A 20,025-nucleotide genomic window follows, 5' to 3' on the forward strand; every position below is an offset into this window, starting at 1 on the left:
GGCGATCAGAGCTGCAACGACGAAACAAGCGATCAGCGACCGGCGCATATGGCGTCTCCCACGTCTATGTGGAGAACAGAAAGCTTAACAAACAATAATGACCGCTAAACGCGGGCGCTCGACTCAGCGAACGCCGTTGTGGCGGACTCCTGCACGAAATGATCAAGGATGCCGGCGGCACCAAGTGCGACGACGGCGGCGAACAGACAGGCAATTATGAAAACGCGCATTCTGTTGATCCCTACCCCTGCAACCTAGCACGCTTCCAAACGGATTTGTGCAGCGGCCGTACAAAACGCTGTGTTCAACCTGGAAGTGCGAAGGCCTCCGCCTCGATATCGATGAACGTCCGTCCGAGCGCGCCGACCGCCGCATAGAAGTCCGCCGAACTGGCCCGCTCGAGATCAACGAAAAAGCGCCTCATCCAGCGTGAAACATGCTGATCAAAGAAAATGCGCTCGGCATCCGCTGGCGCTGGAATGCTCCCGCCGGCGAAGCCTGCCATGATCTCACAGAGAAATCCCGCGTGATCTTCGGGCTCCGTACGTTCCGGAGCCGCTTCGAGGCCGAGACCCTCGAGAGTTTCCCGCAACCGCGCGAGTGGACGGCCATACAGGGTATCGGACAGGTAGTGTGACGCATAAGGCAGCAGCGCCCCCTTGCCCAACCCTGCAAAGAGGGCGAAGAACTCGCTCGATGCGGCCTGCTCATTGGTCCGGCGCGCTGCATCCGCCAGCGCCATGTGCGCCTTGCCCATCGCACTCGCATCGCTGTGCAATGCAGAGATCCGGCGCAGCAGCTGCGCGTCCGGGCTGCGCGTCAGCAACGTCGCCAACAGGGCATATTCCTGCGCCCGGGCGAGGTCGAATTCATCGACGATACGCACTGAAGCGATTGTTGAAGTTGGATCCATCATTGTTCGATCGCGCAAGACATATGATCCTGCCGGTTGCTAGCGGGGCAATGCGCTGCCATGACGTCGTGCTCGCTGGGAGGGCGGCTCTCCGGCAGCAGGACTGACGGACTGCATGCTCTCATTCCGGTCCTGGTCCGGTCGTGCCGTGGCATCATCGGGCAGCGATTGAGCTGCCACTATCGTCGGTTCGAGAATGGGCTGTTCGGCATCGGGCCGCCCTTGCGGAATGAGCTCGGTTGGCGGCGGCACGTCCGCAAGCGCGTCACCCACCTGCTCCAGCCCCTTCGACATCTGCGCAACGAGATCGGCGACGTTGTCCGCCGGATCGAGCGGGCCAAATCCTGGAATTGCGTTGGGATCGTTGAAATCCCACTGGTTCTCCGCAATCCCGATGAAGTCGCGGATCGCAGGGTCGGCCGCCCAGGCACGGCGCAATGCCAGGCGCGTCAGTTCGGCCGGAACGCCCGTCTGCAGGAACGCCGCAATGTCGGTGTGAGCGGTGATCGATTCGATCGACGGCAAACTGGCGAGATCGAAAGGCCGGTCTGTCTCGTCATTCGCTACGGACGGCTCGGCAGCCTGCTCTTTGTCGGCCGGGGCAAGTTCAGCGTTTTGGCTTTTCGAGGCTTGCTTGAGCCGCGCCCAGCGAACGAAGACGTTAGTCTCTGACATCGATCTCTCTCATGCCGCTGCTAACGATTGCGCTGCCGTTTGACGAATGGTCGTTCGACATGATGCTCGGCGATGAACCGGCCGACGATCTCGGAGATGCCTGGTGGCATCGGCACGGCTTCGACCAGATTGCTGCCTGCATCGGTAAACGCCTCGCCCTCCGCCGGATCGGCCGTGACCGCGAGCAGCTCGTAGGGCGGCTCGGAGCCGGTCGGACGCAAATTGACCCACAGCGTGGGCGAGCCTGACGTGAGATTTTCGCGATAGTTGGTGGTTTCGGTCCGGTGCAGCTCGATCACGGCATCACCGGCGTAGAACAACGTGACCTCGCCTTCGCCACCAATCGGAGTCCACGGCTTCGCAGTCGGCTCTCCCGCGAATACCGAGACGGGCCGCCACAGAAAATCGGCCCACGCACTCTTCGCCTTGCGCCGCTCGATTGCGACACCGACAGCAATGCGTGCAAGACTTGTCGATATCAATGTGCCCTCTCGAGATCGAGATGTGGTTCCCGCTTCCGAAGCCAATCCTGCGAAGCTGCGCTCGCGCCCGGCGAGAGCGATAATCGTGCGCTCATGATACGGGCGTCGTCTTTTCCGATACGCGGAGTATATACTTCGGGGGTGAACGGGCCAGTAGGTGGCCGCTCTATTTTGGGAGCCGCGAGATATTGTGACCGTCATATCTGATACCGGCAGGCGCCACCTGATCTGCTCGTGCGAAGGGACGATGCCGCTCGATGCAGACGCAATTCGCCGCGGCTGCCGCGGTGAAGTGACGGCAGCGACGCAGCTCTGCGGCGCCGAACTCGGCCGATTCAAGGCTGTCGCCGCCGAAGATGGTCCGCTCACGGTGGCCTGCACGCAGCAGGCGGCGTTGTTTTCGCAGGTTGCTTCCGAAAATAATCGTGCGAATTCGATACAGTTTGCCAACATCCGCGAGACCGCCGGATGGTCCGGCGATGCCGACCGCGCGGGACCGAAGATGGCCGCGCTGCTGGCCGCCGCGGCCGAAGTCGCCGCACCCGCGCCGATGGTCCAGTTGGAAAGCAGCGGGGTCATCCTGATCTACGGCCGCGACGAGGCCGCGATCGAGGCTGGCGACTTGCTGAAGGAACATCTCGACGTCACCGTGCTGATTGCGCCACCAGCCGCGATCGCACCGCCACGTAGCGCCGACTATCCGATTGCCAAAGGCCGGATAACGAGTGTCAAAGGACATCTGGGCGCGTTCGATGTGGTGGTCGACGATTTCGCCGAAGCCGCACCGTCCTCACGTCGCGCCCTGACGTTCGGCTCGTCACGCAACAACGCCCGTTCGAGCTGCGACATCGTCCTCGACTTGACCGGCGGGCCTGCGCTGGTTCCTGCCGACTTGCGCGACGGCTATCTGCGCGCGGATCCCGGCAGTCCCGCAGCAATCCTCCAGGCCGTGCTGAAAGCGCGCGACCTCGTCGGGACCTTCGAGAAGCCGCGCTACATCACCTTCGACGCCGGGCTTTGCGCACATTCGCGCTCGAAGCGGACCGGCTGCACCCGCTGTCTCGATTCCTGTCCGGCCGGCGCGATCACACCTGCCGGCAACCATGTGGCGATCGACGCCAACATCTGCGCGGGCTGCGGCCAATGCGCGACGGCCTGTCCCACCGGCGCCGCGTCCTATGCGCTGCCGGCGGAAGACGCGCTGGTCAGAAAGCTGCGTGCCATGCTGCTCGCATACCGTCAGGCGGGCGGCGAGCGGGCCGTTGTCCTCGTCCATGACGAAAGCAACGGCGCGCCGCTGATCGACGCGCTGTCGCGGTTCGGCGACGGCTTGCCCGCGAACGTGCTGCCGTTCGCGGTCAACGAGGTCACGCAAATCGGGTTGGAGAGCATCATCGCGGCTTTTGCCTATGGCGTGTCGGCGGTGCATTTCCTGCTACGGGCCAAGCCGCGCCACGACGTCTCCGGATTGACGCGGACGATCGCGCTCGCCGATCCGATCCTTGCCGGACTCGGCTTCGGCCCGGCCCGGCTTTCCGTCATCGCGACCGACGATCCGGACGGTCTGATCGAAGCGCTCCGTACCGCGCCGGCCGACGCCCCCACTCCGCGCCCTGCGAGCTTCCGCGCCGTGGGCGGCAAGCGCGACGTGCTGCGTTTTGCGCTGGCCGAACTGCACCGCGCGGCGCCTGCACCCGTCGATGTCGTTCCGTTGCCCGAAGGCGCGCCGTTCGGGGCCGTCGAGATCGATGCTGCCGGCTGCACGCTTTGCCTGTCCTGCGTGTCGGTCTGTCCGACGAGTGCCCTGCGCGACGACCCCGAGCGCCCGGCATTGCGTTTTGTCGAAGACTCCTGCGTCCAGTGCGGCCTGTGCCGGACGACGTGCCCGGAAAACGTCATCACCCTGGTTCCGCAGATCGACTTCCGCGCCAGCCGCGCGCCAACCCGGGTTCTCAAGGAAGAGGAGCCGTTTTGCTGTATCCGCTGCGGCAAGCCGTTCGGCGTCAAGAGCAGCATCGAGCGTGTGGTCGCGAAGCTCGAAGGCCAGCACTGGATGTATTCGGGCTCGGCGCAGCGGCTCGACGCCGTCAAGATGTGCGGCGACTGCCGCGTCGGCTTCGTCGCCGAACAAGGTTTTGAATCTTATGGCGCGCAGAGCCCGACCGTCCGCACCACCGACGATTACCTGCGTGACCGGGACGGGAAGCGAGACCCGGACGGCCGCTCCAACTGAATTGCCCGGTTCAGGTTGGTCCGAGCGCCATCGCGCTATTCAGCCGGCGTGGCCGAGGGTTGCCGGCCTTCCGCTTCGAGCTTTTCGGCGAGCCAGCGGTCGTGATGCTCTCTCGCCCAATTGATATCGACCTCGCCGGTACCCATGGCTTCGAATGCGCCTTCCATGCCGAGCGTGCCGATATAGATGTGTCCCAGGATCAGCGCGATGAAAAGGATCGCGATGACGGCGTGGGCGACCTGGGCGATCTGCATGTCGGCAATGTTAGTGCCGTAGAAGGGAAACAGCAGCACGAATCCCGATGCGGAGACCAGGAGGCCGGCCGCGACCGACAGCCAATAGACCATTTTCTCACCGAGATTGAAGCGGCCTGCAGGCGCATGCTTCGACTTGATGAAGCCGCCACCCTGCTTGACCCAGTCAATATCGACTCGCTTGAACAGATTGTCCCTGAAGAAAAGCACCGTGATCAGAACGAGGCCCGCCACGAAGGCGAAGCTCGTGAAATTGTGCACGTACTTGGCGACCTGGGAGATGTCGGAGAACAGATCCGGGCCGACCAGCGGCCGCAGCAGGACCTTGCCGAAGGTGATGTTCAGGCCGGTCAATCCGAGCAGCACGAACGAAACCGCTGTCAGCCAATGCGCGAACCGCTCGAAAGCCTTGAAGCGGACAATCTTCTGGCCGGAGCGCCCCGCTTCGATGCGAAGCCGGCCCATGATCAGATAGGCAAGCGCGAGCACGGCAAGCATGCCGACGATCACCACCGCCCCACCCCAGTGCAGCAGGACCTCGTGGAAATAATCCCAGGTCCGTCCCGCCGGCTGCATCAGCACGCTGGCTTTGACATCTGGAATGTCGATCCGGCCCTGGATGCGCGGCGCCTGCTCGAGAAGCGTCTTCTGATTGGCCACACTGGCGGTCGGATTGGGCGCCCCGTCGGGACCGAGCTTCTGGGCGAGCACCGGGGCTGTCGTGAGACCGAACAGCATCAACAACAGCGCTACGAAGCGAATGCGTGCGAAAGCCGTCATGACGGATACCCAATCTTCGTCCCTAATCGTCGCGGTAAACGCAGGTCCCCTTACGACTTGACGTCCTCGTGATAGGCGGTTGTCCAGCCCCAGGCTCCGGAACCATAGCCGCGCTTCTCGACGCGCTCCTCGTAGATCTGGGCGATGATGTCGCCATCGCCTGCGAGCAGTGATTTGGTCGAGCACATCTCGGCGCACAACGGCAGCTTGCCTTCGCCGAACCGGTTCGAGCCGTATTTCGCATATTCTTCAGCGCTGCCCGGTGCCTCCGGACCGCCGCCGCCCGCGCAATAGGTGCACTTGTCCATCTTGCCGCGCGAGCCGAAATTCCCGACCTGGGGATATTGCGGCGCTCCGAACGGGCAGGCGTAGAAGCAATAGCCGCAGCCGATGCACAGATCCTTGTCGTGCAGGACGATACCGTCTTCGGTCGGATAGATGCACTTGACCGGACACACCGACGCGCAAGGCGCATCGGTACAGTGCATGCAGGCCATCGACACCGACCGCTCGCCGGGCTTGCCGTCATTGATCGTGACGACGCGCCGCCGATTGATGCCCCAAGGCACTTCGTTCTCGTTCTTGCAGGCGGTCACACAGGCATTGCAGTCGATGCAACGGTCCGCATCGCACAGGAATTTCATGCGTGCCATTGGTCTAACCTCTCATGCGGCCCTGATCTGACACAGCGTGGCTTTCGGCTCCTGCATGCCGGTGGCAGGATCATAGCCATAGGTCGTCAGCGTGTTGTTGCTCTCGCCGAGCACGATGGGATCGGCCCCCGTTGGATATTTCGCCCGAAGGTCGGTTCCCTCGTACCAGCCGGCGAAATGGAACGGCATCCAGGCAACGCCCTTGCCGACGCGTTCAGTCACCTGCGCCTTCATCCGGGCCCGCGAGCTGTTCTCTGCACCGGTCACCCAAACCCAGCCGCCATCGACGATGCCGCGCTCGGCTGCGTCCGCCGGGTTGATCTCGACGTACATGTGCTGCTTCAGTTCGGCGAGCCATCTGTTGGACCGCGTTTCCTCGCCACCGCCTTCGTATTCAACCAGACGGCCCGAGCTCAGGATCAGCGGGAACTGCTTCGAGATCGCGCGATCGACGGCCGCCTTCTGCACGGAGAAGCCGATATTGGGCACGCGGAATTGCTTCGCGTCCGGCAAGGTCGGATAGTCGGCGACGAGGTCGGGACGCGGCGTGTAGATCGGCTCGCGATGCACCGGAACCGGATCGGGAAGATTCCACGCAATCATGCGTGCCTTGGCGTTTCCGTAAGGCGAACACCCGTGTTCGATCGCGACCCGCTGGATGCCGCCGGAAAGATCGGTCGACCATGACACCTTGTCGGGATCGGCCGGATTGATGCGCTCGATCACCTCGCGTTCTTGCGTCGTGAGGTCCTTGTCCCAGCCGAGTTTCTTCAGCACGCCAAGGGTGAACTCGGGATAACCGTCCTTGATCTCCGAACCAACGGAGTACGAGCCTTCGGCAAGAAGATTATCGTGATCTTCCCGCTCCACCTCCTGCCCGTTCTCCATCACCTTGCGCTTCACGACGCGCTCGACTCCGAACCGCGCGCGGAAGGTACCGCCGCCCTCCTTCACCGGAACGTTGGTATTGTAGAGGATCGGCGTGCCCGGATGCCTGTACTCGGGCGTGCCCCAGCACGGCCATGGCAGGCCGTAATAATCTCCACCAACCTCCGGATCATCCTTCGGCGCCCGCAGCGTCACCAGGTCGAACTTATGCTGGTTTCTCATGTGGGCCTTGAGCCGCTCCGGCGACTGGCCGCAATAGCCCGTCGACCAGCCGCCGCGGTTGATCTCGCGCAGGATGTCCTCCGCCGAGACCGCGCCGTTCTCGACCTTGATGTTCTTGAACATCAGGTCGGCAAATCCGAATTTGCGGGCGAACAGGTACATGGTGTCGTAGTCGTTCTTCGATTCGAAGACCGGATCGACGATCTTTTCGCCCCATTGCAGGGAGCGGTTGGAGTTGGTGCGCGAACCTTCCATCTCGAAGCTCGTGCAGGCCGGCAGGAGGTAAGTGCCGTTCTTGCGCTCCGACAGCACCGACCATGCGGTCGGATAGGGATCGCAGACCACCAGCAACTCCAGCTTCTCGATGCCCTTCACCGCTTCCGGCATCCGCGTGATGGTGTTGACGCCATGGCCCATGATGAACATGGCCTGCACCGGATTGGGCTGGCTGATCTGATTCTTCGGGAGCAGGGTTGCGTCGAACCAGCGCGTGCTGGGAATGCCAGGCGTTTCCATCAGCTTCTTGTCGGGGAAGCGCGACTTCATCCAGTCGTAGTCGACCTCCCATACCCGGCACCAATGCCGCCAGGCCTCCTCGGCAAGACCGTAGTACAGCGGCAGCGAGGTGACATCGAGACCGAGATCGGTTGCACCCTGCACGTTGGTGTGGCCGCGGAAAATGTTGGCGCCTGCGCCGGGCAGCCCCATGTTGCCGGTGGCGAGCAGCAACAGGCAGCTGGCGCGGACATTGGCGGTGCCGGTGGTGAACTGGGTCTGCCCCATCGCCCAGATCAGGGTGGACGGCTTCTGTTTGGCGAACAGTTCGGCGACGTGCTTGACCTGCGCCTCCGGCAGGCCGGTCACGCGCTCGACCTCCTTGGGCGGCCACTTCGCAACCTGCTTCCGGACCTCATCCAGGCCATAGACGCGCTGAGCGAGGAATTCCTTGTCCTCCCAGCCATTCTCGAAAATGTGCCACAGCATGCCGTAGATCGTGGCGATATGCGTGCCGGGGCGAACCCGGACATATTCGGTCGCGTGCGCAGCGGTCCGCGTCATCCGGGGATCGACCACGATCATGTTGGCGCGGTTGAGCTCCTTGCCTTCAAGAATGTGCTGCAGCGAAACCGGATGGGCCTCGGCCGGATTGCCACCCATCAGCAGGATGGTCTTGGCGTTGCGGATGTCGTTGTAGCTGTTGGTCATCGCGCCGTAGCCCCAGGTATTGGCTACACCGGTGACCGTCGTGGAGTGGCAGATCCGCGCCTGATGATCGGAATTATTGGTGCCCCAAAACGCCGCAAGCTTGCGATTGAGATAAGCGGCCTCGTTGGTGAACTTGGCGGAGCCAAGCCAATAGACCGAGTCGGGCCCCGCCTTCTGGCGGATATCCAGCAGCTTGTCGCCGATCTCGTCGATCGCCGTCTCCCAGGAGATGCGCGTCCACTGTCCGTTGACGAGCTTTACGGGGTAACGCAGGCGTCGTTCGTTCAACACGTCGTCGCGAACTGCCGCACCCTTGCAGCAATGCGAGCCGCGATTAATCGGACTGTCGTAGTCGGGCTCCTGCCCGATCCATACGCCGTTGGCGACCTTGGCGATCACCGAGCAACCGACCGAGCAGTGCGTGCAGACGTTCTTGCGGGTCGTGACCGTTGCGCCGACGGGTGGCGGCGGACCGGCTTCGGCCTTGCGCACGCTGTGCAGCGCGATCTCACCCACCGCGGCCAACGCGCCAGCCGTGACTCCCGAGCGCTTCAGGAACGTCCGCCGGTCCAGTTTCGCCGATGCTTCGTCGGCCGCCGCATCGAAAAGCCTGGCACGCTCCGGACGACGTTCGGACTTCCTGATCAGCACGGAAGTCTCCTATCGAGCGGGATAGCTGTTGACGCGGTAGAAATTCCTGACTTCCCGGGAGTCAGGTCGATAGCGAGCCTTCCGCTTCTGATCGAGATCAACGGGCTTTGCGGAAGCCGCTGCCGGCAACAATTGGCCGGCACCCAACGCACCGGCACCGACAATCGTCAGCCGAAGCAAGTCACGTCGAAGAAGCTTTGGCGCTTGATCATTCTTCAACGAAGCACACTCCCTGTCGGGGTCAGGCCTTCCCGAAGGCTATCCGAGTTTTGCGCCGGACATCAATCACAGACCTGCGTTGCATAATCTGCAGGAGCAGCCGTGCACGCAGCTTTGCTGCTCGTGTTACCGCAACAAGCGGTCAATCGCCGTCAACATCATTGTTATCAGCCGTTCGGCTCCGCAGATTGTCGTGCGAATTGGAAACGCCGAAACATCGAGCAGATGATTGCCGGACGGGTGACGTCACACGCGTCGCGAGTGACGGACTCGCGATCGATACGAATGATACGTCGACATCGTGAGCGATCGCGGAAATCCGCGTCGGGTCGGCGGGGCCGCGCCCCTTCGTTGCGCGTTTGAGATCACGCAACACAAGGATGCGATTTATCTATCTGGAAATGCTGGGTATCCAGAAAAAGCTGGCGCCCCGGAAAGGACTCGAACCTTCACGGCCGCGAAGGCACCTGAAGCCAGAGCGTCTACCAATTCCACCCACCTGCGCGCCGTTTGGGGCACGGAGGCGGTTACCATGGTTCGGTGACGCGCTTGGCGCAGGACGATGCGCCTCTCTGGCAGCGTCAGAAGTCAACCGTCATTGATAACCACAACGTACGCGGCATGCCGCTGATCACATAACCGGTCGGATTGCCGATCCAATAGCGTTTGTCGAAGAGGTTGGTGAGAGAAGCACGGAACGTGGTGGGTCGTCCCGCCAGTTGGGTTGCGTAACGTGCACCAATGTCGAACGTCATCCAGGCCGGAACACTTTGGATGTTGTCAGCACTGACATAGGCCTGGCTGGTGTAGATGGTACGCGCCGTCGTAGTCAGCCCGGGCAGGAACGGAGTGTCCCACTCGACACCGAGATTGCTCTGCCATTCCGGAGCGCCGATGGCACGGTTGCCATCATGGAGGTGCCCTTCAGTCTTTGTCAGCCGCGCGTCGAGGTAAGTCACCCCTCCCAGGACGCGGATCCCGGGCCCGACTTCACCGAACGTATTGAACTCGATGCCCCGGTTCCTTTGCTCACCATCGAGACTGAAGATCCTGGTAACCGGATCGGTCGCGCCGCTCGGCAGGCTGATCTGGAATGCCGCGAGGCTCGCGCCGAAGCCTCCGAGATCAAGCTTGGTTCCGACTTCATACTGCTTTGTCTTGAAGGGCGCGAACACCGCATTGGTGTTGGCGGCGCCGGACGGCGGCGTTGGTCCAGGCGTGAGGCCTTCGATGTAGTTGGCGTAGAAGGACAGCTCCTTGATCGGCCGAACCACCAGCGCCACGGAAGGCGACGTGGCGCTCTGATCGTAGTGGGTCGCTTCCAGGCCGCTCACGGGGGCATAGCTGTTCGCGATAACCTGCTGCTGTCGCGCTCCGACGATCACCTGAAGCATCCCGTTCATCATCGAGAGCGTATCGGCGACGCCGACACTTCTCAGACCAAGGAAGGCCGACTTCCCCTCAGGGAATGAAGACAGCGGGGTGCCCGGACTCGCCAGCAGGTTCGGCGTGTAGATGTTGGTAAGATAGTTTCCGTAATTGGTCTGACCGAGCCAGTCAGTGCGGTTCAAGGCACTGCCGCTGACAACGACCTCATGACCGACCGGACCTGTGTCGAAACGCGCCCGCACGCCGGCTTCGCCCGATACGCCGTCGTTTTTGCCGGTCTGGAAGCGAGAGGTCGAGAGGGCATCGCCTGCCGTGTTTAGAATGGTGGCGCCGGGGGCTTCCTGCTTGTCGAAGGTGAATTGGTTGGCGCCGATTGCGCCGAACACGGTGACATTATTCGACACATCATATTCGGCGCGCGTAAGCCCGGTGAGGCTCTTCGCGCGGGCATAGTCGAACGGCTGGGCGAGGTTGATGCGGGGGTCCGGAGCGTTCGGCACCGCGATGCCAGTGACGGGCGTGTAGCCGCGAGCTGCCGCTTTCATCCAGTCGTCCTGATAGATGACATCGGCGGACCACCTGAAGCGCTCGCCCCGATAGTCAACGCCAAGCGAACCGACTCCGTCGCGTACCGACTGACGGTCGATCGTCGTATTGCCGCCATCGATCCCGCCGTTGAAACGAACGCCCCATTCCCGCTGCTCGCCGTAACGGCGCGCCACGTCGATCTCCGTGCCAAACCGCGCATTCGAGATGTAGCCGGCAGTCAGACGCGTCAGGTCCTCGTTTGCCCGTTTGGTCACGACATTGACGCTGCCGCCGATGCTGCCGGACGGAGCCATGCCATTGAGGAACGCCCCGGGTCCCTTGAGCAGCTCGATGCGCTCGATCGGCGCAGGGTTGATCCGGTAAGCCGGCACGAGGCCGTACAGCCCATTCAGCGCGATCTCGCTGTTCTCGACCCGGAAGCCGCGAATGGTCAGCGCGTCATAGCGATTGCTGCTACCGATCGCCGCCCGTACCGACGAATCGGAATTGGTCAGGACCTCGGCGACACTGGTCGCCTGCTGATCGCGGATGGTCTTTTCAGTGTAGCTCGTGAGGCTATATGGCGTTTCCATATAATCCCTGTTGCCGAGGAGGCCGACCTGTCCGCCCCTTGCGACTTGCCCTCCAACATACGGCACCGGCAACGCTGCCTGTTTTGCTCCAAGCGTGGCAGGCGCGGTCATCACTGGCGCGTTCTCACGTCGCTCTGCCCGCCGCGTCGTCGCAGCGCGCGATGTATTGGATGACCGCTGTCGCCGCGCGGGAGAGGCTCGCTGCTCAGGCGCGGCGACGGTCACGGGAGGGAGTGACTGTCCGGACGTCGCCGATTGTTGGCGGCCCGATTGCTGTGCGACGGATGAGGTCGTGGTCAAAAACACTGACACGCACGCAAGCCCGAATGCGCGCGAGAAGGTCACGTCGTTAAGCATGCAGTCCCCGGAGTCTTTTCTTCTTGATGCCCCGTCCCAGACACGAATCGCTTGGGACGAGAGCGACTAAGCATTCGGGAAAATCCATGCCAACTAGAAGGCGTCTAAGCTTCCAGGTGATCCTGGCGCGCCGCTCTACGTTTCGATTTCACATCGCATCGATTGTTGGTAAGCGCGAAAGCCTTTTGCTGCCGCCCGAACGCACGATTCGAAAAAATTCGTAAGACCGCAACGCGCCGGATGTGATCGCGACGAGCCATGAGGCAGACCGCGCGAAACCACCGCGGTCAATTGTCACAGACGCGCAATTGCTGGGGACTCAAGACCCGACATGACATCGCTACTGGTAAATGCGTCGCGTACCGCCGCGCGGAAGCGACCCAACATGCGATCGCTGCGGACGTGGGCCGGCATCCACCGCTGGACGAGCATCATCTCGACGCTGTTCCTGCTGATCCTCTCCCTGACGGGCTTGCCGCTGATATTCCAAAAGGAGATCGACGAGGCGTTTGGTTCATCGGGAATGTTGGCCGAAGTCCCGGAAAGCAAGGGCGCGCCAACGCTTGATTCCATCGTCTCGGCAGCGCTGGCGCGACACCCCGGCGATACGATGATCTCACTCGAATTTGCAAAGCGGTGGCCGATCGTGGAGACGCGCTCGGCGCCAACCCCGGATGCCGGACCCACTCGGATACACCGCGAGGCGATCGACCTTCGCACCGGTCAGCTCACAACGATGCCGCAACGGCGTAGTCCCGTGATGCAATTCCTGCACACGCTGCACGCGGATTTGTATCTGGGGCTGCCCGGCGGCTTGTTCCTTGCCGGCACGGCACTCGTCGTCATCGCCTCTGTCGTCTCGGGCTTGATACTCTATCCGCCATTCGTCCGCCGATTTGGATTTGGCACGGTTCGCACGAACAAGAGCCGAAAACTATTGTGGCTCGACCTGCACAATCTGACGGGCATCATTACGATGGCATGGCTGCTCCTCGTTGCCACGACCGGAGCAATCAACACCCTGCATGGCCCCGTTTCCACTTCGGTAAGGACAGCCATGTCCGACGAGATTCGGCGGCGGGTCGTCATGACACAGGCAGGGCGTATGGAAGAAGTCGATCGGCCTGGGTCAATCGAAGCTGCGATCGCTGCTGCCCGCGGCAAGGTGCCAGCAGCGCGAGTGATGTCGTTGTTGTTCCCGAACGCTGAGATCAGTCCGTCCAACCACTACGTGGTTCTGATGAAGGACGGACAAATGATGACACAGGAGCTCTTCTACGCGGTGCTCATCGACGCCCATACCGGTGGCGTGTCTGATGTATTCGAGCCGACGGGTGTCACGAAGGCGCTGCTGATCGCCGAGCCGTTGCATTTTCCGACGACGTTTCCCGGCCTGGCGCCCAAGCTCGTCTGGGCGTTTTTCGACATCGTGACGATCATGGTGCTGGTGAGCGGTTTGTATTTGTGGGCCAGCAAACCGGGCGGTCGCATCCAGCGCAAACGCTCTGCGAAATAGGAAGCGCCGGTGCCGACACGGCGAGCGCATTCTTGCAAGCCAAGGAGCCAAACCACCCGTGGCCAAGGGAGCCGTCCAAGCACGCAGATGGGGCTCAACTAACTGGAATTGCTCATTTTCCAGAATTGTATGGTGCCCAGGAAAGGACTCGAACCTTCACGGCCGTTAAGCCACTGGCACCTGAAGCCAGCGCGTCTACCAATTCCACCACCTGGGCATGCCGTTTGGGGCACGGAGGCGGTTACTACGGTTCGGTGACGCGGTTGTCAAATGCTGCTTGGCACCTGCGCGGGGATGCGGATTGCGCATCGCAAACCGGCCCGATACAAGCCTGATAACACGCACTCTTTCCGCAGGAATGGACCCCAGGAATGGATCCCATGGCATCGAATCTGGAAACTCTCGTCACGGTTTTCGGCGGATCGGGGTTTTTGGGCCGGAATGTCGTCCGCGCGCTGTGCCGGCGGGACTACCGGGTCCGCGTCGCGGTGCGGCGGCCGGAACTGGCCGGGTACCTCCAGCCGTCCGGCAAGGTCGGGCAGGTCCACACCGTGCAGGCGAATCTGCGCTATCCGGCCTCGGTCGAGGCGGCGCTGCGTGATTCGCATGTCGTGATCAATCTGGTCGGCATCCTCACCGAGGGCGGCGCGCAGAGCTTCGACGCCGTCCAGGCCAGGGGCGCCGAGACCGTCGCCAAGGCGGCGGCCGCCGCCGGGGCACGCCTGGTGCATGTCTCCGCGATCGGCGCCGATGCGGAATCGCCCTCGCGCTATGCCAAGGCCAAGGCGGCCGGCGAAGCGGCTGTGCTGGCCGCGGTGCCCTCGGCCACCATCTTCCGTCCCTCCGTGATGTTCGGCCCCGAGGACCAGTTCACCAACCGTTTTGCCGCGCTGGCGCGGATGTCGCCGGTGCTGCCGCTGATCGGCGCCGAGACCAGGATGCAGCCGGTCTATGTCGGCGACGTCGCCACCGCGATCGCGGATGCCGTCGACGGCAAGGCCAAGGCGGGCGCGACCTACGAGCTCGGCGGGCCGGAAGTGCTGACCATGCGCGAGATCATCGAGGCCATTTTGGCCATCACCGACCGCAAGCGGGCGCTGGTCCCGCTGTCGTTCGGCCTTGCTCGCTTCCAGGCCAACTTCCTGCAATTCGCGCCGGGTGCGCTGAAGCTTACGCCGGACCAGGTTACGCTGCTCGAGCACGACAATGTCGTGTCGGAGGCGGCCAAGGCGGCGGGGCTGACGCTGGAAGGCCTCGGCATTGCCGCGGATTCGCTGGAGGCCATCGCCCCGCAATATCTCTGGCGTTTTCGCGCGGCCGGGCAGTTCCAGCGAATGAGCGTTTGAGGTTTCCGCAGCGTCATGGCCGGGCTTGACCCGGCCATCCACGTCTTTCTCACCGCGGCCACCAAGAACGTGGATGCCCGGCACAAGGCCGGGCGTGACGAGACTGTGGTGTGGGTCGCAACCGCCTCAAAACTTCAGCTTCTTGAACACCGCTTCCGGCAGCGTCTTGATGATCAGCATCACGAGACGCCATTTGCCGCTGACATAGACGACGTCGGTCTTCTTCTCGACGGCGTTGAGGATCGCATCGCCGACGACCGGCGCCTCGACGGTGAGCGGGCCGATCAGCTTCATGCCTTCCGTCATTTTCGTGCGGACGAAGCCGGGTTTTACGGTGACGACATGGACGCCGTCGCGGCTGGCGCGGGCGCGCAGGCCCGACAGGAAGACGGAGAAGCCTGCCTTGGCCGATCCGTAGACATAATTGGAGGCACGGCCGCGATCGCCGGCGACGGACGAGACGCCGACGAGCGTACCACTGCCGCGCGCCAAAAATTTCTCTGCGAACAGGCCGAGGATCAGCGACGGGCCCTCGTAGTTCGAGCGCATGATCGTGGTGGCGTGCGCGAGATCGCTCTCGGCATTTTGCTGCACGCCCAGTAGGCCGACGATCGAGACAACGACATCAGGCAACGCAGGAAGGCCGCTCACAAAACCCTCGAACGAAGCGGTATCGAGCACATCGAATGTGTGGAGGCCAACCTCGACATTGTAGCGCGCGCGCAGATCGGCGGCGTCAGGCTCGAGTGCGGCGACGTCACGGCCCGCGAGGGCGACATCGTATCCGGCCTTGGCAAAGGCGCGCGCGGCGGCGCGGCCGATATCGGAGGAGCCACCGAGCACAATTGCGGACTTGCGTGACGTCACGGCTTAAACCTCATCGAACAGGCGTTGTGAAAGTTTTGAGCGGATGGTCCCGGCGGGATCGAGCGATTTGCGGATTGCGTTGAAGCGCCGCAAGGCCGGATAGCCAGCTTCGAACGTGGCGCGCGACTGGCGTGCATCCTTGGCCAGATAAAGCCGGCCGCCGGCGGCGACGACCAGGCGGTCGATCTCGTCGAGGAAATTCAGGATGTCGCCCTTCACCGGGAAATCCAGCGCCAGCGTGTAGCCGGGCAGTGGGAACGACAGGATGCCGTCGCCCTGGCCGAGTTTCTTGAGCACCGCGAGGAAGGAGGCATCGCCGCGCCGGGCGACGCGATCGAGGATCTCGCCGAGCACGGCGCGGGCGCCCAGCTCCGGGATCACGCATTGATGCTGGAGAAAACCGCGCCGGCCGTAGATGCGGTTCCAGTCACTGATGCTGTCGAGCGGGAAGAAATACGGATAGAGCGAGACCACATGGCTGGCGCCGGCGCGCCGCGCGCCCATGCGGTAGTAGAGCTCGTTGAAGGCGCGGATGCTGTAGCGGTTCAGCGTCATCGACGGCAGGTCGACGGGCACCGCGAGGCCGGGATTTTTGCCGGCGGGAAATGCACCGGCGCCGTCGGCAATCTCGCCCGTCCTTGCGTGCTCGCCGAGATAGATCAGCGAGCGGCCGAGATCGCTGCCGCGTGCGGCACAATCGATCCAGGCCACCGAATAGGTCGCGGAATCGCCCGCATCGAGCGCGCGCATCGCGGCATCGAGATCGGATGCGGAGATCACCCGCTCGCGGATCCACCCCGTTTCGACCGGTCGTAGCCGCATCGTCGCCTCGAGGATCACCCCGGTGAGGCCCATTCCGCCGACGGTCGCGAAGAAGGCATCGGAATTCTGTTCGCGCGAGGCCTCGATGGTCTCGCCCTGCCCGGTGCGCAGCAGGATGCTGTCGACATAGCGGCCGAAACCACCCTCACAATGATGGTTCTTGCCGTGGACATCGGCGGCAATGGCGCCGCCAACCGAGACGAAGCGCGTACCCGGCACGACGAAGGGCAGGAAGCCGCGCGGGCCAAAAGTGTCGATCAGGTCCGACAGCAGCACGCCGGCTTCGAGCCGGATGCGTCCGGTCACGGGATCGAACGACCGGACCCGGTCGAACCCCGTCATCGCGATGGTCCTTGCGGCGCCGATCGCGGCATCGCCATAGGCGCGGCCGTTGCCCCTGGCCACGGAGCCCGTCACCACGGCTTCGCCCACGGCCTCGAACGACCGCGGCCGCAGCAGCTCGCTATCGACGACCGGGAAACGCCCCCAGCCGCTGACGAGGGTCATAGTTCAGCTCCTGTGCCGGGCGCGCCGCCCTGCTCTGGAAACTGCCTACCGATCAAAAGCTTATATTGCGTTGAGGCGCGTCAGTGAGTTTTCGAGAGGTTAACGGCCGAGCGCCAGCGCGATCAGGCCGAGCGTGCCGACGATCACGCGCCACCAGGCAAACACCGCGAAGCCGTGGCGGGTGACGTAGCTCAAGAAAGTCTTCACGACGATGATCGCGGTGATGAACGACACCACGAAACCGATCGCGACGATGCCCATGTGGTCCATCGTCATCTCGGAGCGGTTCTTGTAGAAATCGTAGGCGAACGCGCCGATCATGGTGGGGATGGCGAGGAAGAACGAGAACTCCGCCGCCGCGCGCTTGTCGGCGCCCAGAAACATCGCGGCGACGATGCTGGCGCCGGAGCGCGACACGCCCGGGATCATCGCGATGCACTGCGCGATGCCGATATAGAGATACATCAGCAGCGGAAAGCGGGTGGCGTCATGCTCGCGCGCCTTGAGATCGAGCCGATCGACCCACAGCAGGATGGCGCCGCCGACGATCAGCGAGAAGCACACGACCCACGGATTGAACAGCAGGCTCTTGATGTATTTGCCGGCGACGAGACCGACGATGACCGCGGGCAGGAACGCCACCAGCACGCCGATCACGAAGCGGCGCGCATAGGCGTCGCCGGTGAACATACCGATCGCGACGTCCCACAATTTCTTGAAGTACAGCACGACGATCGCGAGGATCGCACCAAGCTGGATCAGAACGGTAAACGAATCCCAGAAGGCGCCTTCGCCGAGATGGAAGAAGCGCTCCGCGAGCAGAAGGTGGCCGGTCGAGGACACGGGAAGGAACTCGGTCACACCCTCGATGATGCCGAGGATCACTGCCCGTATTGCGTCTGACATATTTACGGTCCATTTCCGCTGGAAAAGCGGGGCTCTTCTCGCCTATTCGTCCTGCTCTCGCAATCGCAAAATGCGACGTCACGCCCTTGCCTCGCGGTTTTGAAGGACTAGTGTGGCGCCGCACAAACATTGATGGATTCTTAATCACCATCAAATAGTCAAAGGCTTCATGTTTACGCTGTTTCATCATCCGTTCTGCCCGCATTCGCGTTTCATCCGCCTGATCGCGGGAGAATACGGGCTCGAATTGCGGCTGGTCGAAGAACGCAGCTGGGAGCGGCGCGAGGCATTTCTGCTGCTCAATGCGGCCGGCACCACGCCCGTCCTGGTGGACAAGGAACAATCGCCCATACCGGGCGCCGCGATCATCGCCGAATATGTCGATGAGGCCTACGGCGCCGACATGGGACCGAAGCGCCTGATGCCGGAAACGGTCGCCGAGCGCGTCGAGGTGCGCCGGCTGATGGCCTGGTTCAACGAAAAATTCTTCGAGGAGGTCTCGCATCCTCTGGTCACCGAGCGCATCTACAAGCGCTTCATGAGCGAGGAGAACGGCGGCGGCGCACCCTCGGCCGACGTGATGCGAGCCGCCAAGGCCAACGTGCGCTATCATCTGGCCTATATCGGCTGGCTGGCGCAGACGCGGAACTTCCTCGCCGGCGACCGGCTCACCTACGCGGACCTCGCCGCCGCGGCGCATCTCTCGGCGATCGACTATCTGGGCGACGTGCCATGGAGCGAGGACGACGCAGCAAAGGCGTGGTACGCGCGGGTGAAATCCCGCCCGTCGTTCCGTCCGCTGCTGAGCGAATGGCTGGCGGGCGTGCCGGCATCGCGGACCTACGTGGACCTCGACTTCTGAACTCGGATCCGACCGAATTGAAGGCGGCGCTTGCAAACGAGGCACGCGCGCTCGGCTTCGACTGCATCGGCATCACCGCATCCGGCACGATCGAAAACGCCGGAAAGCATTTTCTCGAATTCATCGCCTCGGGCGGCCATGGCGACATGGACTGGCTTGCAGCACACCCCGAGCGCCGCGTCGATCCACGCGGGCTATGGCAGGACGTGCGCAGCGTCATCATGCTCGGCGTCAATTACGGGCCCGACCAGGATCCGCTCGCGATCCTGCAGCAGCGCACGCGCGCGGCGATCTCGGTCTATGCGCAGGGCGACGACTACCACGATCTCATCAAGAAGCGCCTGAAGGCGCTGGCGCGCTGGCTGGTCGCGACCGCGCCATCGGACGTAAAGGTGTTCGTCGACACCGCGGCGGTGATGGAGAAGCCGTTGGCGCAAGCCGCGCATCTGGGCTGGCAGGGCAAGCACACCAATCTCGTCTCGCGCGAGTTCGGCTCCTGGCTATTCCTCGGCGCGATCTACACGACGCTCGAGCTGCCGCGCGACGACGCCGAGATCGATCATTGCGGCTCATGCCAGGCGTGCCTCGACATCTGCCCGACGTCGGCGTTTCCGGCGCCCTACAAGCTCGATGCGCGGCGCTGCATCTCGTATCTGACCATCGAGAACAAGGGACCGATCCCGCGCGAGTTTCGCAAGGCCATCGGCAACCGCATCTATGGCTGCGACGATTGCCTTGCAGCGTGTCCCTGGAACAAGTTCGCGCAGGAGGGACGCGAGGCAAAGCTCGCCGCGCGCGACGAATTGCGCGCGCCGTCGCTCGCCGAACTCGCACGGCTCGACGATGCATCGTTTCGCGCGCTGTTCACGAAGTCGCCGGTGAAGCGCATCGGCCGCGACCGGTTTTTGCGGAACGTGCTGATCGCGATTGGTAACTCCGGTGAGGCGATGCTGGCGGAGGAGGCGCGGCGATTGCTCGGCGATGAGAGCGCTTTGGTGCGTGGCGCTGCGGTGTGGGCGCTGGAGCAGCTGGTGTCGCGCGGAGAGTTTGAGGCGATGAGGTTTGCCACGGCGAGCAACGAGCACGACGACAGCGTGCGTGAAGAGTGGCAGGCCGCTTCCTAATTCTCGGTGTCATGCCCCGGCTTGACCGGGGC

At 63.0% G+C, this 20,025-nt stretch carries 16 protein-coding genes and 1 tRNA gene; 5 read left to right on the plus strand and 12 right to left on the minus strand.

The genetic code is table 11. The features are described from left to right. Positions 1-104 precede the first annotated feature (104 nt). From ACVJ5M_RS03805 to ACVJ5M_RS03820, 4 genes are all read right to left on the minus strand, one after another. Complete coding sequence (locus tag ACVJ5M_RS03805; RefSeq protein WP_256376444.1) at positions 105-230, minus strand: hypothetical protein; 126 nt, start codon at positions 228-230, stop codon at positions 105-107. Positions 231-304: 74 nt separating this feature from the next. Further along, a complete protein-coding gene (locus ACVJ5M_RS03810; RefSeq protein ID WP_245328513.1) occupies positions 305-916 on the minus strand; it encodes a TorD/DmsD family molecular chaperone in 612 nt (203 codons plus the stop codon). Between the two features lie 36 nt (positions 917-952). Continuing rightward, a complete protein-coding gene (locus ACVJ5M_RS03815; protein WP_063980197.1) occupies positions 953-1,588 on the minus strand; it encodes a DUF3306 domain-containing protein in 636 nt (211 codons plus the stop codon). Positions 1,589-1,608: 20 nt separating this feature from the next. Beyond that, complete coding sequence (locus tag ACVJ5M_RS03820) at positions 1,609-2,070, minus strand: DUF3305 domain-containing protein (RefSeq protein WP_063980198.1); 462 nt, start codon at positions 2,068-2,070, stop codon at positions 1,609-1,611. 247 nt (positions 2,071-2,317) lie between these two features. On the opposite strand from ACVJ5M_RS03820, the gene ACVJ5M_RS03825 reads away from it, so the two are divergent. After that, positions 2,318-4,303 carry a 4Fe-4S dicluster domain-containing protein gene (locus ACVJ5M_RS03825; RefSeq protein WP_063980199.1) on the plus strand — a complete coding sequence of 662 codons (1,986 nt, stop codon included), beginning with the start codon at positions 2,318-2,320 and terminating at the stop codon, positions 4,301-4,303. A gap of 35 nt (positions 4,304-4,338) precedes the next feature. Here ACVJ5M_RS03825 and ACVJ5M_RS03830 read toward each other — a convergent pair whose 3' ends face one another. The 4 genes from ACVJ5M_RS03830 to ACVJ5M_RS03845 form a co-directional block, all read right to left on the minus strand. Then, positions 4,339-5,337: a formate dehydrogenase subunit gamma gene (locus tag ACVJ5M_RS03830; RefSeq protein ID WP_063980200.1), complete on the minus strand. Its 999-nt coding sequence runs from the start codon at positions 5,335-5,337 to the stop codon at positions 4,339-4,341. Between the two features lie 50 nt (positions 5,338-5,387). Continuing rightward, a complete protein-coding gene (gene fdh3B / locus ACVJ5M_RS03835) occupies positions 5,388-5,990 on the minus strand; it encodes a formate dehydrogenase FDH3 subunit beta (RefSeq protein WP_063980201.1) in 603 nt (200 codons plus the stop codon). A 12-nt stretch (positions 5,991-6,002) separates the two neighbouring features. Then, on the minus strand, positions 6,003-8,957 hold the full coding sequence (locus ACVJ5M_RS03840) for a formate dehydrogenase subunit alpha (RefSeq protein ID WP_354099481.1): 2,955 nt from the start codon (positions 8,955-8,957) through the stop codon (positions 6,003-6,005). Between the two features lie 800 nt (positions 8,958-9,757). Then, positions 9,758-11,797: a TonB-dependent receptor gene (locus ACVJ5M_RS03845; RefSeq protein WP_354099482.1), complete on the minus strand. Its 2,040-nt coding sequence runs from the start codon at positions 11,795-11,797 to the stop codon at positions 9,758-9,760. 631 nt (positions 11,798-12,428) lie between these two features. Here ACVJ5M_RS03845 and ACVJ5M_RS03850 point away from each other — a divergent pair. Next, a complete protein-coding gene (locus tag ACVJ5M_RS03850) occupies positions 12,429-13,559 on the plus strand; it encodes a PepSY-associated TM helix domain-containing protein (RefSeq protein WP_187387848.1) in 1,131 nt (376 codons plus the stop codon). A 130-nt stretch (positions 13,560-13,689) separates the two neighbouring features. Here the strand turns inward: ACVJ5M_RS03850 and ACVJ5M_RS03855 are convergent. Beyond that, positions 13,690-13,776 (minus strand) — tRNA-Leu (locus ACVJ5M_RS03855). A 163-nt stretch (positions 13,777-13,939) separates the two neighbouring features. On the opposite strand from ACVJ5M_RS03855, the gene ACVJ5M_RS03860 reads away from it, so the two are divergent. Beyond that, the gene (locus ACVJ5M_RS03860; protein WP_063985966.1) at positions 13,940-14,905 is read left to right on the plus strand and encodes a complex I NDUFA9 subunit family protein; all 966 of its coding nucleotides are present in this window, start codon (positions 13,940-13,942) and stop codon (positions 14,903-14,905) included. Positions 14,906-15,031: 126 nt separating this feature from the next. On the opposite strand, the gene ACVJ5M_RS03865 is transcribed toward ACVJ5M_RS03860, so the two are convergent. The 3 genes from ACVJ5M_RS03865 to ACVJ5M_RS03875 all read right to left on the minus strand — a co-directional run bounded on the left by ACVJ5M_RS03865 (position 15,032) and on the right by ACVJ5M_RS03875 (position 18,007). After that, the gene (locus ACVJ5M_RS03865) at positions 15,032-15,772 is read right to left on the minus strand and encodes an SDR family oxidoreductase (RefSeq protein ID WP_354099483.1); all 741 of its coding nucleotides are present in this window, start codon (positions 15,770-15,772) and stop codon (positions 15,032-15,034) included. Between the two features lie 3 nt (positions 15,773-15,775). Then, the gene (locus ACVJ5M_RS03870; protein ID WP_063980218.1) at positions 15,776-17,101 is read right to left on the minus strand and encodes an FAD-binding oxidoreductase; all 1,326 of its coding nucleotides are present in this window, start codon (positions 17,099-17,101) and stop codon (positions 15,776-15,778) included. Between the two features lie 99 nt (positions 17,102-17,200). Then, positions 17,201-18,007, minus strand: coding sequence for an undecaprenyl-diphosphate phosphatase (locus tag ACVJ5M_RS03875; RefSeq protein ID WP_063980219.1), 807 nt, complete (start codon positions 18,005-18,007; stop codon positions 17,201-17,203). A 169-nt stretch (positions 18,008-18,176) separates the two neighbouring features. Between ACVJ5M_RS03875 and ACVJ5M_RS03880 the strand changes: the two genes are divergently transcribed. Together ACVJ5M_RS03880 and queG are read left to right on the plus strand one after the other, a co-directional pair. Next, positions 18,177-18,869, plus strand: coding sequence for a glutathione S-transferase family protein (locus ACVJ5M_RS03880; RefSeq protein WP_063980220.1), 693 nt, complete (start codon positions 18,177-18,179; stop codon positions 18,867-18,869). Next, positions 18,818-19,993 (plus strand): tRNA epoxyqueuosine(34) reductase QueG, encoded by a 1,176-nt coding sequence (queG, locus tag ACVJ5M_RS03885; RefSeq protein WP_063980221.1) that lies wholly within the window; start codon positions 18,818-18,820, stop codon positions 19,991-19,993. The genes ACVJ5M_RS03880 and queG overlap by 52 nt, the downstream gene beginning before the upstream one ends. The last annotated feature ends 32 nt before the right edge of the window (positions 19,994-20,025 follow it).

Source organism: Bradyrhizobium sp. S3.7.6 (assembly GCF_054061875.1).

Coding starts and splice junctions, on each gene's coding strand:
- ACVJ5M_RS03805 (WP_256376444.1), bottom strand. CDS start 230: ATGCGCGTTTTCATAATTGCCTGTCTGTTCGCCGCCGTCGTCGCACTT.
- ACVJ5M_RS03810 (WP_245328513.1), bottom strand. CDS start 916: ATGATGGATCCAACTTCAACAATCGCTTCAGTGCGTATCGTCGATGAA.
- ACVJ5M_RS03815 (WP_063980197.1), bottom strand. CDS start 1,588: ATGTCAGAGACTAACGTCTTCGTTCGCTGGGCGCGGCTCAAGCAAGCC.
- ACVJ5M_RS03825 (WP_063980199.1), top strand. CDS start 2,318: ATGCCGCTCGATGCAGACGCAATTCGCCGCGGCTGCCGCGGTGAAGTG.
- ACVJ5M_RS03830 (WP_063980200.1), bottom strand. CDS start 5,337: ATGACGGCTTTCGCACGCATTCGCTTCGTAGCGCTGTTGTTGATGCTG.
- fdh3B (WP_063980201.1), bottom strand. CDS start 5,990: ATGGCACGCATGAAATTCCTGTGCGATGCGGACCGTTGCATCGACTGC.
- ACVJ5M_RS03845 (WP_354099482.1), bottom strand. CDS start 11,797: ATGACCGCGCCTGCCACGCTTGGAGCAAAACAGGCAGCGTTGCCGGTG.
- ACVJ5M_RS03850 (WP_187387848.1), top strand. CDS start 12,429: ATGCGATCGCTGCGGACGTGGGCCGGCATCCACCGCTGGACGAGCATC.
- ACVJ5M_RS03860 (WP_063985966.1), top strand. CDS start 13,940: ATGGCATCGAATCTGGAAACTCTCGTCACGGTTTTCGGCGGATCGGGG.
- ACVJ5M_RS03870 (WP_063980218.1), bottom strand. CDS start 17,101: ATGACCCTCGTCAGCGGCTGGGGGCGTTTCCCGGTCGTCGATAGCGAG.
- ACVJ5M_RS03875 (WP_063980219.1), bottom strand. CDS start 18,007: ATGTCAGACGCAATACGGGCAGTGATCCTCGGCATCATCGAGGGTGTG.
- ACVJ5M_RS03880 (WP_063980220.1), top strand. CDS start 18,177: ATGTTTACGCTGTTTCATCATCCGTTCTGCCCGCATTCGCGTTTCATC.
- queG (WP_063980221.1), top strand. CDS start 18,818: ATGGCTGGCGGGCGTGCCGGCATCGCGGACCTACGTGGACCTCGACTT.